Source organism: Litoreibacter ascidiaceicola, from assembly GCF_900129235.1.
Lineage (GTDB): Bacteria > Pseudomonadota > Alphaproteobacteria > Rhodobacterales > Rhodobacteraceae > Litoreibacter > Litoreibacter ascidiaceicola.
The window spans coordinates 1-13262 of the sequence record NZ_FQUV01000016.1 but is presented as its reverse complement, the minus strand read 5'-3'; the positions used below and the strand labels follow the sequence as shown (position 1 = coordinate 13262).

Annotated in this window: 16 protein-coding genes and 1 pseudogene; 10 read left to right on the top strand and 7 right to left on the bottom strand. The window is 55.7% G+C overall.

The annotated features are described in order from the left end of the window. Nucleotides 1-408 precede the first annotated feature (408 nt). Complete coding sequence (locus BUB72_RS18330; RefSeq protein ID WP_073146428.1) at nt 409-1158, top strand: hypothetical protein; 750 nt, start codon at nt 409-411, stop codon at nt 1156-1158. A gap of 19 nt (nt 1159-1177) precedes the next feature. Here BUB72_RS18330 and BUB72_RS18325 read toward each other — a convergent pair whose 3' ends face one another. The 3 genes from BUB72_RS18325 to BUB72_RS18320 form a co-directional block, all read right to left on the bottom strand. After that, entirely contained in the window at nt 1178-1891 is a 714-nt protein-coding gene (locus BUB72_RS18325; RefSeq protein ID WP_175549212.1) for a dockerin type I domain-containing protein, read from the bottom strand. A gap of 139 nt (nt 1892-2030) precedes the next feature. Further along, nucleotides 2031-2207: a hypothetical protein gene (locus BUB72_RS18940; protein WP_175549211.1), complete on the bottom strand. Its 177-nt coding sequence runs from the start codon at nt 2205-2207 to the stop codon at nt 2031-2033. Beyond that, the gene (locus tag BUB72_RS18320) at nt 2201-3472 is read right to left on the bottom strand and encodes a tyrosine-type recombinase/integrase (protein ID WP_073146424.1); all 1272 of its coding nucleotides are present in this window, start codon (nt 3470-3472) and stop codon (nt 2201-2203) included. The genes BUB72_RS18940 and BUB72_RS18320 overlap by 7 nt, the downstream gene beginning before the upstream one ends. Between BUB72_RS18320 and BUB72_RS18935 the strand changes: the two genes are divergently transcribed. Both BUB72_RS18935 and BUB72_RS18310 read left to right on the top strand, forming a co-directional pair. Then, entirely contained in the window at nt 3471-3752 is a 282-nt protein-coding gene (locus tag BUB72_RS18935) for a hypothetical protein (protein ID WP_175549210.1), read from the top strand. The two genes, BUB72_RS18320 and BUB72_RS18935, sit on opposite strands and share 2 nt — an antisense overlap. Before the next feature lie 174 nt (nt 3753-3926). Further along, complete coding sequence (locus BUB72_RS18310) at nt 3927-5429, top strand: RNA-directed DNA polymerase (RefSeq protein WP_073146419.1); 1503 nt, start codon at nt 3927-3929, stop codon at nt 5427-5429. 289 nt (nt 5430-5718) lie between these two features. Here BUB72_RS18310 and BUB72_RS19295 read toward each other — a convergent pair whose 3' ends face one another. Further along, the gene (locus tag BUB72_RS19295) at nt 5719-6021 is read right to left on the bottom strand and encodes an HNH endonuclease (protein WP_073146416.1); all 303 of its coding nucleotides are present in this window, start codon (nt 6019-6021) and stop codon (nt 5719-5721) included. Here BUB72_RS19295 and BUB72_RS19225 point away from each other — a divergent pair. From BUB72_RS19225 to BUB72_RS18295, 3 genes are all read left to right on the top strand, one after another. After that, nucleotides 6001-6132 (top strand): hypothetical protein, encoded by a 132-nt coding sequence (locus tag BUB72_RS19225; RefSeq protein ID WP_281250229.1) that lies wholly within the window; start codon nt 6001-6003, stop codon nt 6130-6132. The two genes, BUB72_RS19295 and BUB72_RS19225, sit on opposite strands and share 21 nt — an antisense overlap. Nucleotides 6133-6308: 176 nt before the next feature. Beyond that, nucleotides 6309-7709, top strand: coding sequence for a primase-helicase family protein (locus BUB72_RS18300; protein ID WP_073146414.1), 1401 nt, complete (start codon nt 6309-6311; stop codon nt 7707-7709). Nucleotides 7710-7752: 43 nt separating this feature from the next. Beyond that, nucleotides 7753-8070, top strand: coding sequence for an HNH endonuclease (locus BUB72_RS18295; RefSeq protein ID WP_139250729.1), 318 nt, complete (start codon nt 7753-7755; stop codon nt 8068-8070). 502 nt (nt 8071-8572) lie between these two features. On the opposite strand, the gene BUB72_RS18290 is transcribed toward BUB72_RS18295, so the two are convergent. Beyond that, nucleotides 8573-9601 carry an O-fucosyltransferase family protein gene (locus BUB72_RS18290; protein ID WP_073146410.1) on the bottom strand — a complete coding sequence of 343 codons (1029 nt, stop codon included), beginning with the start codon at nt 9599-9601 and terminating at the stop codon, nt 8573-8575. A 385-nt stretch (nt 9602-9986) separates the two neighbouring features. Beyond that, a pseudogene (locus tag BUB72_RS19140) lies at nt 9987-10232 on the bottom strand (integrase core domain-containing protein); the annotation flags it as partial. A gap of 336 nt (nt 10233-10568) precedes the next feature. On the opposite strand from BUB72_RS19140, the gene BUB72_RS18280 reads away from it, so the two are divergent. From BUB72_RS18280 to BUB72_RS18925, 3 genes are read left to right on the top strand one after another with little or no spacing between them, the layout of a single operon-like run. Beyond that, complete coding sequence (locus BUB72_RS18280) at nt 10569-10751, top strand: hypothetical protein (protein ID WP_073146408.1); 183 nt, start codon at nt 10569-10571, stop codon at nt 10749-10751. Nucleotides 10752-10806: 55 nt separating this feature from the next. Further along, nucleotides 10807-12078: a tyrosine-type recombinase/integrase gene (locus tag BUB72_RS18275; RefSeq protein WP_073146405.1), complete on the top strand. Its 1272-nt coding sequence runs from the start codon at nt 10807-10809 to the stop codon at nt 12076-12078. Beyond that, complete coding sequence (locus BUB72_RS18925) at nt 12072-12248, top strand: hypothetical protein (RefSeq protein WP_175549209.1); 177 nt, start codon at nt 12072-12074, stop codon at nt 12246-12248. Before BUB72_RS18275 ends, BUB72_RS18925 begins: the two co-directional genes overlap by 7 nt. Before the next feature lie 96 nt (nt 12249-12344). Here the strand turns inward: BUB72_RS18925 and BUB72_RS18270 are convergent, their stop codons facing one another. After that, nucleotides 12345-12581, bottom strand: coding sequence for a hypothetical protein (locus tag BUB72_RS18270; RefSeq protein ID WP_073146403.1), 237 nt, complete (start codon nt 12579-12581; stop codon nt 12345-12347). A gap of 126 nt (nt 12582-12707) precedes the next feature. On the opposite strand from BUB72_RS18270, the gene BUB72_RS19220 reads away from it, so the two are divergent. Next, nucleotides 12708-12833: a hypothetical protein gene (locus tag BUB72_RS19220; protein WP_281250228.1), complete on the top strand. Its 126-nt coding sequence runs from the start codon at nt 12708-12710 to the stop codon at nt 12831-12833. Nucleotides 12834-13262 lie beyond the last annotated feature (429 nt).

The following is a 13262-nucleotide window of genomic DNA, read 5'->3' as shown; positions in this document are numbered from 1 at the left end:
ACGTGGGGCATTCCTTGGGGCACTTTCAGCCCACTCGTGGCCCTCAGGCCTGTTGTTCTATCACGAAGAGGAGGTTGGCTGGGATGGTAGGATTCCTTGCTCGCCCTTGACCCTCATCTCCTTTTCTCCGGGAGTGACGGAGTTGGGGCATTCCTTGGGGCAGTTTAGGGGAGGAGCGGAGCGACGGTGGGGGTGCTAGGGGTGCAGTTGGCGACGTCACTGAGCGAGCTCGTTCACACCGCCACGACCATCACCCGCAGCAACATCCCAGCCGCTACCCTTGCTCTCGGTCTCTTGCAATGGTGAGCACACGCTGTCGGGGGGTGTTGGGAGCGCTGGAGTGAAGCAACTTTGCTTATCTCGTAGTAACAGTATGATAGTGAGAACTAGAGCAAGTTTGAGTTTGATATGCCCGAAAAATTAATCGAGTTTTGGAACCGAGCACCACTCACCGGACCCAGATTTATTCACCCTGACGATGAGCCTATTCTCGAGAGAAAATTACTGGCTCAGGAACCTCCGCTTCGATCCTTTGACGAATATGTAACTGCGCTAAGAAACGTGAAGTTGGAGGCGCGTAAGCTCCATTTATCTCTACTACCGCAGCCCTATCTGGGTGATCTTCGAAATGCTCCTGTGGTTATCCTACTGCTGAACCCGGGTCTCGATGCCAATGATTTCTATCTCGAGAGCAACAGTAGTGAGTTCAGAGAAGAGCTTCTCTCTTCAATCCGACAAACCTCCACAAAGCACATTTTTCTGGATCCAAAGTGGGCGTGGACGTCTGGGTTCTCTTGGTGGGAAAAGAAGCTACGCGGTGTAGCGGAAGTGATTGCAGCAAAGAAGTTTCGAGGACGGTACGGGAAAGCACTTGATTTGCTTGCTGAGAAGGTCGCCTGCCTCGAGATGGTGCCATATCATTCAAAGTCCTTCGGTGCCCGCGTCAATATTCCTTCCGCCATCGCGGCGCGCGACGCAGCAAAGCGAATTGCTCGAGATACTAATCGGACGGTTATAGTGACCCGGCGAGTCAAGGATTGGGACCTACCGGGCACGGATAATGTGACCCTCTACAATCCAGCCAAGGCCCAGTCAGCGAGTTTAGGCCCCGAGAGTGAAGGCGGCAAAGAAATATTGAAGGCACTGGGTGCAGAATAGCTACCGAGAACCACGGCGGCTAGGGAGCTCCGACTAACTCGGCGACTTGATCCTTCTCAACGCCGCTGTTCAGAAGGAAATATGCATAGGCCCCGACGATCACGATGGAAACCAAGCCAGCAGCGATAGCAACTTCACGTGCCACTGGGATGCCGTAGATCATTACCAACGCGCCCTTGGACACCCCTGAGTTAACAGCGATCGCCTCGATAACAGGCAGTCCAGCTATTTTGGCAACTAGGGTACTATTCATGGCACCGGCGGTGGAGCCCAGAGCAGAAAATGCAGAGACAAGACCCGGACTGACGGCAGCGGCACTCTCGGCAACGATAACCAGTGCTCCACTTGCGGTCTTCATTGCGAGAAAGGAGGTCGTAGTTGCTGTGCCCAAAATGACCCCGGTAAACGCGCCTGCAGCGGCACCCGCGACGCTGACTATTCCCGTAGAGATGGATGCTGCAGTACCCGAGATCACAAGCGCCCCACCGTAGGCTCCGGCGGCGAGAGTTGCCCCTGCGCCAGCGATCGCAGCTCCAGTAATCTTTGCCGCAATGAGCGCATCTCTGTGGTCAATGACCCCGTCATTATTCGCGTCTAATGCTGATTTCGGCGGAATTACTTTGCTCCCAGTCTTCTTCGCGGCTTCGATAAAGTCTTTATGATCAATCTTACCGTCACCATTTACGTCCAGTGCCGCTTTAGCAGAACCGATCGCGTCTGAAGTCTTTTTCACTACCATCCTGAGTCACTCTCGTTACCTGAATCTCGAAGATAGTAGCAGCTTCTGAACCAAAATGCAGTTTCGAACTGAGACGGCAAAAAAAAGAAAAGTGCGCCCCCGGCAACTCCCTGAGGAACCGCCGAGGGTAATCTTATTCCGGTACCTGCCGCTTCACCACGTAATCGGCCAGCCACTGCCAGTAGTGGTCAGCCCCCCGGAACCCCTGAGCCCGCGCCGCGAGGTCTTCGGCCCGTTCACGGGACAGCCCACCCTCGAACTCGACGATAGCGGCCCGCTCCTCGAAGGCGTCGATATCCGGGATCAGCACGGCAGACGTATCTGATCGATGATACCCCGCTTCTGTTCGTCCGAGATACCGGCTGAGTAGATCGAGTAGGTCAGTTGGTTCTCCGACCGTGCCGACTGGTGACCAACGAGAGACGCCGTGAAGTGCTCCGGAACACCGGTTCGCTCGCACTGGGTGATGAACCACTTACGCGTGCCATGGAAGACGAGGCCCGGCCTCTGAAGTCCCAGCTTCTCCCTCAGGTGCGTGAACGCCTTGGTCACTTGGTTAACGGTCAGGTGGGGGAAGAGTGGGCCCTCAGAGGGGAGCCGCGAAAGCACCTGATCGAGTTCCGAGTGCAGAGGCACGACTCTCTCACTGGCGTCTGTCTTTAGCTCTCGGAGACGGTTGGGTCGGACATGGGCGAAGGTTCCGAGGTTGCCCTTCCTCTGGAGGTCTTCCCTTAGCAAGCCAGCCGCCTCACCGGACCGCATTCCCGTCAGCAGACACACCCGGAGCAGGTGATAGATCGGGGTGTTCACCTCTCGCAGAAGAGACCTCACCTCAGCGTCGGTCGGCACTGCATACGGTGCAGGTCGCACCTTCCCCTCGAACCTGATCGTTCGGAAAGGGTTCTGCGCGAGGTGCCCGTTGTAGACCGCCCAGTCGAGGAAGTGGTTGACCTGCCCCCAGATGCGCTTCTGAGTTCGCGGTGTGATCCAGTCCCTTCGGTCCGTGGAGAAGGCCAGTAGAGCGTCCATGGGCTTCCCCTGCGTGGCGGGGGACTTGCCGATGAGACGTGAGAGCCGGGGAACCAGCGAGAGGAACAATCGTCCGTCTTCCCGCGTCAGAGAGGTAATCGGGCGATCCGGGAACTTGGTGCTGAACAGGTCCACCGAGTAGCGTACACTCTTGTATCCCCCGGGCCTCAGTTCCTCCCCGCGTTGCCGCAGGTAGAGCCGTGAGAGGGCGAACACCGTCGGCACCGGCCCTCGGTTCCGAGAAGGGAACGTGACGCCCCCGGAGGTGTCGAGAGTGCTGCGCAGGTTGGCGAGGGCATCAGCTGGGGACGCTGCCCATGCAGGGTCAGTAATCCGCACCTTCAGGCCACTCCGGGCCTGTTCCACGGTTGCCTCGTAGAGGGTGTTCACCTCTGCTGCTCTGGCTGAGGCGAGTTTGGGATCACTGGTCTTCAGGGATTGCTTGAATGCAGCGACGCCGAGCACGAGGGCCACGTCCTTGGGGTAGTTGCGGCGATAGAGCCATGTTTGCTGTTTCAGATAGGCGTAACGAATACGATTGGACATGAGTCATCCTTCCGGAGCAGAGCTCCAGTTAGTGTTTCAGGGGTGTTGTGGGGTCGCGTTAAGGTCGGTGGACCGATCGGATAAGTTCGATCGGGGGCTCGCCGTAGGCACCCTCGAGAGGGCCGGTGAGAGCAACCCCGGTCACGCAATCCTCCTCGACGCTATGGACGAGGAAGAGGTGTTCGGGGACGTCATCGAAGGCCTTGATGACGACGGTGTCGCCTTCTCTGAGGCTCTGCATCAGTTCAGCCAGTGCAGGAAAACGATGATGAGCAGGTAGGCGAAGATTTGGTCGCCAAGGCTGTGGGGGGATTTACGAGGCATGAGTTACTCCTTGTTGCTTCTATTTTAGATGCATGGAGTTCCTCGTTTTTTTACCGAGACCCACTTCCTGTGATTGCGCTTGTGCGAATTCTTGCTACGCTTCCCATACATATTTTAATGATGAGTAATTATGACTGACGAACCTGAGCATACCCGCTTGATTGATATGAGTGACGCGGACGCTCGAAAGGCCCTCCTGAAATCGGAAAGCTACTTCGATTTTGATCTTCCTATCTATTTTGGCTTTGACAGAATGCTGAGTAAGATCGACGCGAAACTAAGCGGCGTTGCCCTACAGGACGTGTGTGTTGGGAAAGTTGGCGAGCAGGAAAAGGTCAACCATACGATATTTCATAGCAAGGATGGGAAGTACGCTTGGCGTCCGCAAGAACTGATCAACCCCGTCCTCTACGTCTCAATGGTTCACCAACTGACTGAGCCCGATGCGTGGAAACTCGTTCAGGCGAAGTTTGCTGAGTATTCCGGCGATCAACGCATAGAGTGCGTAAGCCTGCCGCTCATCTCGAATTCTGAGAAGAAAACCGATAAGGCTACAACTATCCTTAGCTGGTGGCAGGAGGTTGAGCAGCGCTCGCTAAGTCTCAGCTTGGAGTATGAATATGTAATCCACACGGATGTGACGGATTGCTACGGATCGATCTACACACATTCGATACCGTGGGCACTGCATGGGAAGTCCCTTTCGAAGAAAAAACCCAATGATCAAACTTTGCTGGGCAACCAGTTGGACCGGACTATCCGATGGTCAAGGAACAACCAAACAAACGGTATTCCTCAGGGGTCAGCACTGACCAACCTTATTGCTGAAATGGTGCTCGGATATTCAGATATGCTTCTCGCCGAAGCAATCAAAGAGAAGGGTATCGAAGACTTTTTCGTTCTAAGGTACCGCGATGACTATCGCATCTTTTCCAATAACCCTGCCGACGCTGAAGCGATTACCAAGCTCCTAGCCGAGGTGCTTCGTGACCTAGGGATGAAGCTCAACCCGTCAAAGACCTCAATCTCCAGCGAAGTAATCAAGTCTTCGATAAAGCAGGATAAAATGCACTGGATTGGGAAGGAAAAGCGCAAACGCAATCTAGTCAAGCACTTGCTGCTTATCCACGAGCTTTCGAGCGAGCATCCAAACTCGGGCAGCGTGGCTATTGCCCTGAGCAAGTTTCAAAGACGTATCTCCAAAGTCAAAGAGACTAAGGAACCAATCCTGCCGATGGTTGGGGTGCTCACTGACATCGCCATTCATAACCCACGCGTTTACCCGTCCTTTTCAGCCATTCTGAGTAAGCTAGTGGCTCTCAGCGAACCTAATGAGAGGGAATGGATACTGGAGTTGGTACTGAATAAGTTTCGCCGGGTCCCTTACTCTGGACACGTGCATATCTGGATGCAACGGTTTTCCCTTCCGATGGGTGTTCAGCCCGATTTCTTGGAACCGCTATGCAAAGCCCTAGAAAACCCTGACTTCGAACTCTGGAACTCGACGTGGCTGAATCCCGAAATGCGGAACCTCCTACGAGCACGGCAATACATCGAGCAGGAGGAGCTGGGTAAACTCAGCACTGTCATTCCTCCGGAAGAGGTCCAGATGTTCGAGAACGGCTACTATTAGGCTTCAGCTAGTAGGAGGGTGTCAATGGAGAGGTTTCTTGGGATGGAAAGGACGGTGGTTTGCGGTCTCTTCCCTCCCCCCGACAGCGTGTGCTCACCATTGCAAGAGACCGAGAGCAAGGGTAGCGGCTGGGATGTTGCTGCGGGTGATGGTCGTGGCGGTGTGAACGAGCTCGCTCAGTGACGTCGCCAACTGCACCCCTAGCACCCCCACCGTCGCTCCGCTCCTCCCCTAAACTGCCCCAAGGAATGCCCCAACTCCGTCACTCCCGGAGAAAAGGAGATGAGGGTCAAGGGCGAGCAAGGAATCCTACCATCCCAGCCAACCTCCTCTGAGCAATAGAACAGCAGGCCTCCGGGCCACGAGTGGGCTGAAAGTGCCCCAAGGAATGCCCCCCCCCCGAACGGGTGCCGAGGGTGCCCTCTGAAGGCCCCGAAGAGCCTCCAGAAGGCCTCGACCACGGGTTAGAGGTATCGTAGTCCACCCCATTCGCCCAGTAGTCCCAGTCGTCGCGCTTGTTATCGGCCTTGGACCCGACCACGAGGTGCGCGGGGTTCGCGCAGAGCCGGTTATGGCACCGATGCCGGATCACCTCGTCACCCCCGATAACGGCCCTCAGGAAGACGCAATAAACGAAGCGATATGCGGGCAGTTGATGACCCCGAAAACGGGTCTTACGGGGGTGAATCCGGCCAAACAGTAAAATTCACCTAAGTTATTTATAATAAATAATAATAAAGGATATCAGCTTCCAGGGCACTCTAAAGCAGATAACTGCTAACCTGACGCCGATCATTTCCACTCACTTTTGCCCCCAATATTAACCTGTCTGCAGAGGGCATCGAGGGCACTAGATCCGCGCGATAATAGTGGAGCCTAATGACCACCAATAATACAACCACCGGCCCAATCTTGGAGAACAATATTCAAACTATCTGTCGGAGCGTCGCACGCTGGTTCGTTCGTAAAGACAACAAGTTTTATGACATCAACAGGCCGACTACGCCGCTCTCACGCCGCGACGTTGAGCAGATGATGTTTCTGCGAATTAGAAACCATCACCCTGACATCAAATTCTCGGATGACCTGATCAAGGGCGTTCGCCGTCGGACCATCGATGACCTGAGCACCCGAGAGGACCAATCAATTCCGGTCTGGGCGGGGGAGATCAACTGCCTCCCCGGAAACACTGATCGACTCGTCTTCAACGATGGCGCAGTCACGATAAACAGCTGGAAGCACCCCGCGTATCGCTCGCTGCGGGTCAACGAGGCGGAGTATGGCATTGCCGATGAGTTCTTCGCTGCGATCTTCCCACGTGCTGCGGAGCGCGAGATGTTCCTGAACTGGCTGGCGTGGTGCCTGCAGAACGAGAGCGATAAGCCTACTTGGGCCCCGCTGCTCTACTCTCGAACCAAAGGAACCGGGAAGAGCACCCTCTGCCAGCTGCTGGCAATGCTGTTCGGCGAGGATAACTCGGTCACTCAGAACAACGTCGATATGCTCACCAGCCGATTCAACATGACCGCGCTTCGAAGCAAGCTCGTGATCTCCGAGGAACTCCAGCTTCGTCCGGGGTCTAGGCATGCCACCGTGCTGAAGAGCTATCTGACCGAGACGACGACTCTATCGGAGATGAAGGGGCGAGAGGCCGAGCGCGTAAAGCAGAGCTGTTGCTTCATCTTCACCACCAATCACCTCCCCACATGGATCGAAGAGGGTGATCGGCGGTTCTATGTCATCGAGGTCGATCACGCCGGGCACGCCTCCGGTGAGAAGGCCTCTGAGTTCACGGCCCTGATCGCCCGCATCTACGACTACATGGGCGACCCGGCGAATATCGCTAAGCTGCACGCAGCCCTAATGGCCCGCCCACTGCCCGACACGTTCTCAGCTAAGTCACTGAATGTCTCGATCCACGCCACACCCGTCATGCTTCGGATTAGCGCGGCCTCGGAGCGGACAGTTCTCACCCTGCTCGAGGAGGAACTGAACCGCCATGGACTGAAGGCGATGCCGGAGAGCAATCTCGCGGCGTTCATCTCGCAGTCGTTGAAGAGTTCGATCGGCCAGACCCGCCACCTGATGGCGGAACTCGGATGGACAAAGTTTAAGGTGAAGTGGGGAGGAGCAACCTTCTCCAAGGCACTTTGGGTTGCCCCTGAGTTCTCGGTTGATCGAGGATACCTGCAAGGGCCCGGCATGGAGCCCGTGAAGATCGACGACCACCTCAATAAGGCCATGCCTGACGAGCTTAAGGGGATCGAATACATTGAGTGATTTTACGTATCGCGACGAAAGTCAAATTTGGCTCGGGAAAGTAATGGCAGAACATTATGAGGAGGCCCTTGCGAGGGCCGACTCCCTCATCAAGAACACGAGCGAGGATGAGAATGGCTGTCTGGTGACGGATACCACCTCGCCCCGCAAGACCCGTTTCCGGGGTCATCAACTGCCCGCGTATCGCTTTGTTTATTGCGTCTTCCTGAGGGCCGTTATCGGGGGTGACGAGGTGATCCGGCATCGGTGCCATAACAGGCTCTGCGTGAACCCCGCGCACCTCGTGGTCGGGTCCAAGGCCGATAACAAGCGTGACGACTGGGACTACTGGGCGAATGGGGTGGACTACGATTACCTCTAACCTGTGGTCGAGGCCTTCTGGAAGCTCCTCGGAGCCTTCAGAGGGCACCCTCGGCACCCGTTCGGGGTGGGGCATTCCTTGGGGCACTTTCAGCCCACTCGTGGCCCGGAGGCCTGCTGTTCTATTGCTCAGAGGAGGTTGGCTGGGATGGTAGGATTCCCTGCCCCCCGTTGACCCTCATCACCTTTTCTCCCGGAGTGACTGAGTTGGGGCAGTTTCTGGGGCATTTCGGAGCGACTAGGGGGTGCTAGGGGTGCAGTTGGCGACGTCACTGAGCGAGCTCGTTCACACCGCCACGACCGTCACCCGCAGCAACATCCCAGCCGCCACCCTTGCCCTCGGTCTCTTCCAATGGTGAGCGCACGCTGTCGGGGGGGGGGTAGAACGGCCCATTGCTGACATTGAATATGTGGCCAAGATTCTGCTGAGCGGTCCGACGAACCAGTCGTTCGCTCCGACAGCGAATTATCGATTAGTTTTAGGGCTGTTAGGAGTAACCGAATTACGCGCGATCCACCCAAAGTAGAGTCTGAGGTGTGAAATTGCCAATCGCGGCGACGTATTTCGCGACGTTTGAACTCGAATTACCTACGAAGGAGTCACAGCGGGCCGCCACATAGGTATCGAGAATGATCTCTTGGCCGTTGGCATGCCCGTCAGACCCTTCATCGAGAAAATTGGGTGTCATCGCGTTGGTACGGAAACAATCCTGAAGGATAATGCGATCTTCGGAAAAGGCATTTTGCCAGCGCTCGACGTAGTTTTGAGAATCTGTAAGCAAGAAGATGCTACGGTCCGCGCCGCCTTTCAGCCAAGTGCCAGCGGCCTCGAACGCGATCTCATTCTGGTCGAAGAGTGCTTTGTTCTCGACCACCTTGTCGGACCCCCGCATATGAACGGCCATTACTTCTCGACCTGCAAGTCGGTCGCAATAGAACCGATCGACACGATCCTTGAGATGGGGTTGCAGATGTATTCTTTCGTGCATCATCCATGCACGCAGTTCCTGCATGCTGAAACGTGAGCGCGTGTCATCCCGCGGCAAAGCGGCGATGATATTTTCAGGTTTGTCCCAACAATATGTGACAACGACTTCTTCGGAACGGCTCCGAAGTGCGCGAAATTTCCGATGCCATTTGGGGACATCGCGCTTCTCGCTGGACATGTGGTAAATGCCATATTTCGGATCAACCAGCCCGGTAGTTGGAAAAGGCAGATCGTTCGGCAGGTTTTCAATTGTCCAATTTTCAGGATAAATGGAGGCTGGCGTGTCACTTAAAATGGCGTCCGACACAGGCTGAAAATACAGGCTGAAGGAGTCCTGATTCCCATTGGCGTAAGGTCCCTCACGCCCCCATTGAACGATTGGTTGACGTCCCATAATTTCAGCTGCCAAAAGTTGTTCGACAACCAGATCTACATCTGCCCAAAATCCTGCACCCAGTCTTTTGATCAGCAGATAACCCGCACTTCCATCTTTTCGTGGTCGGCTCTTAGCAAATAGTCTGGATAGATCGCCCAAAACTGCCATAATCATACTCTCCTTCACCGACACTTTCCAAGTGGTCTGCTGTTTAGGGTACGATTACCTGACGTTTCCCCCAATGTTCAATTGTTTTCCGTCTCGGATCTTGGCTGCTGCCGCGCTATTGCCCGTTTTAGTGAGATCAAAACGAAGCTGCGTTGATGACACCGAAGGTTCTGTAGCCACCTTGAAAGGTGGACCCGTCAAGAAACGCGGTCTCACCAGAGAAGTCATCCTGCGGTTTCCTGTATTTGGGCTTGGAGGCGAGTATTGATCCAAACTTGACATCTTCTGAAGATGGTAGGCAACTCACGAGGGTAAAAGCCACGTTCAAGAAACCGCTGGAAAATTAAGTTTCTGAGTGCCAGAGAAGGGCTACCCATATCTGGTATCAGATACCATAGTCCCAATACTTGTGCAGTTCAGAACTTGATCCGCCCCACCTAAGGGGCCCGTTTGAATGTTCGTGCATGATTGGCCTAGGTTCCATTGGGATGATGGTTTCGGGAGCCAGTGAGCGGCAACCCAAAGCACTATGAGGTCGTGTGGTGTTGTAGTGTTTCCTCCCTTGTTCGATAAAAATTTAGGCTTCTCGTAGTCTGTAGAAGACCTCCCTGTTCAGTAGTTCGTCGCGAAGATGGTAGGGGATATCTTGGTAATGGGTTCCGCCAATGAAGATGAGCCACAGTCTTTCAGATTTTGCGTCTGAAATATACAATACCGCCTTCGCCGCCAATGTTCGCTTCGGGTATTCCGCCTGCATTTTTGCACCCGCAGCGAATTCACACTTTCCGCCCAACACCTCAAAACCGAGGAACTTCATGCATCTAAAATAGAAGCAATCAATGGAGTAACTCATGCCACTACGACTTCTATTTTCCCTCGCCCGATCGTCCCTGCGCCTTCGCCCCCGGAGCGAACTTGAGGCGGTCTTCGTGCTGCTGATGTTCGCGGTCCGTCACTGGAGAAAGCGATGAAGGGGCTGGAGCCCGGCGTCACCGTGGTTCTTCGAGCCTTCGACGACGTTCCTGAACACTTCTTCCTCGTCCAAAGCGTTGAGGAAGACTGCGTAACCGGTGTTGCGCTGACTGGCCCTCTCGCGGGGGCCTACGGCGAACCCCCGTTGGACCTGATCAAGTCGGTCCACCAACCCTAACCATCCCCACAGTCCAACCAACTCAAACTGGAGCACGGCTCCGGAAGGAAGACTCATGTCTAATCGTATTCGCTATGCCTACCTGAAACAGCAGACTTGGCTCTATCGCCGCAACTACCCCAAGGACGTGGCGTTGGTGCTCGGGGTCGCTTCTCTGAAGCAGAGCCTGAAGACCAGTGACCCCAAGCTCGCCTCAGTTCGAGCAGCGGAGGTGAACACTCTCTACGAGGCAACCGTGAAACAGGCCCGGAGTGGGCTGGAGGTGCGGATTACTGACCCTGCATGGGCAGCGTCCCCAGCTGATGCCCTCGCCAACCTGCGGAGCACTCTCGACACCTCCGGGGGCGTCTCGTTCCCAGCTCGGAACCGAGGGCCGGTGCCGACAGTGTTCGCCCTCTCACGAGAGTACCTCCGGCGACGCGGGGAGGAACTTCGCCCCGGCGGCTACAAGAGTGTTCGCTACTCGGTGGACCTCTTCAGCACCAAGTTCCCGGATCGCCCGATTACCTCTCTGACGCGGGAGGACGGGCGGTTGTTCCTCTCTCTGATCCCTCGGCTCTCACGGTTAATAGGCAAGTCCCCGGCAACTCAGGGAAAACCCATGGACCACTTGCTGGCGTTCTCCACGGACCGAAGGGACTGGATCACACCCCGGACACAGAAGCGCATCTGGGGGCAAGTGAACCACTTCCTCGACTGGGCGGTCTATAACGGGCACCTCGCGCAGAACCCTTTCCGAACGATCAGGTTCGAGGGGAAGGTGCGACCTGCACCGTATGCAGTGCCGACCGACGCTGAGGTGAGGTCTCTTCTGCGAGAGGTGAACACCCCGATCTATCACCTGCTCCGGGTGTGTCTGCTGACGGGAATGCGGTCCGGAGAGGCGGCTGGCTTGCTGAGAGAAGACCTCGTCAAAAAGGGCAACCTCGGAACCTTCGCCCACGTCCGACCCAACCGTCTCCGAGAGCTAAAGAGCGACGCCAGTGAGAGAGTCGTGCCTCTGCACTCGGAACTCGATCAGGTGCTTTCGCGGCTCCCCTCTGAGGGCCCTCTCTTTCCCCACCTGAGTGTTAACCAAGTGACCAAGGCGTTCACTGGACTAAGAGAGAAATTGGGACTTCAGAGGCCGGGCCTTGTCTTCCATGGCACCCGCAAGTGGTTCATCACCCAGTGTGAGCGAACCGGTGTTCCTGAGCACTTCACCGCGTCTCTCGTGGGGCACCAGTCGGCAAGGTCGGAGAACCAACTCACCTACTCGATCTACTCAGCGGGCATCTCGGATAAACAGAAGAGGGGTATCATCGATCAGATACGCTTACCGTGCTGATCCCTGATATCGATGCGTTCGAGAAGCGGGCTGCGATCTGCGAACACGATGGTGGGCTGTCCCGGGAGCGGGCAGAGGACCTCGCGGCGCGGGCCCAGGGGTTCCGGGGGGCTGACCACTACCGGCAGTGGCTCGCCGACTACGTGGTGAAGCGGCAGGTGCCGATGTAAAATTACCCTCGGCGGTTCCTCAGGGAGCTGCCGGGGGTGCACTTTTCTTTTTTTATCGAGTGGCTGCTTTTTGCGCTTAGCAGATGCTCCAATCTGCTACAGGCCGGTGGTCTTTGACCAACTCCCCAAATCATAGTCTCCAACTTTACGCACGAGCTTTGCCAATTCCTGACGGTCGGTCATGTTGCTGACGAGCTGTGCTCCCATCACTTGGTCCAGACCTCTAGGCGACAATTTGAGTCCTGCCAGTTTAAGTTTGCGGCTAATCTGCACTTTGGCATCGTGATCGGACTTAGGCAGCCCTCGCGCGCCATAGGATTGTTCAGGTGGCATGAATACTCTCCTTGAGGATCGACTGACGGAAACTCAATTACTCTAGCAAAATTCGCCTTTCGTCTCAAGGGAACAGCGAGCTACACGTTACCCCCGCCAGCGAGGGCTCACCACAGGAGGAGACCAATGGGGCTCCGCCGAGAGAGACTCAACGCGTCTGCTGCAGTTGGTGGGGGCGGGGTCGGCCTGAAGCGACCGGGGACGACTGTGGCGGCTGGGATGTTGCTGCGGGTGACGGTCGTGGCGGTGTGAACGAGCTCGCTCAGTGACGTCGCCAACTGCACCCCTAGCACCCCCTAGTCGCTCCGAAATGCCCCAGAAACTGCCCCAACTCAGTCACTCCGGGAGAAAAGGTGATGAGGGTCAACGGGGGGCAGGGAATCCTACCATCCCAGCCAACCTCCTCTTGTGCCGTCCGGCGTGAATCGCAACTTGTCCGGCGAGAAATGCAACTTATGTCGGGCAAGAGTGTAACTTGGCACATCAATTCCAGATTTTTGGACATATAGGTCCTGAGTGTATCCGCGCAAGTTCCTAAAAGTCGCTCCTACAAGCCAGTTTAGAAAGTGATCTCTGAGGTGCCCCTTGAGGTGCCCCTAGATTTGTAGACGCTTTGCTTGGTAATTTTGGAACCAAGGAGAGATGGATATGAACAAAGGAATTCGGTTTACGGATGAGTTT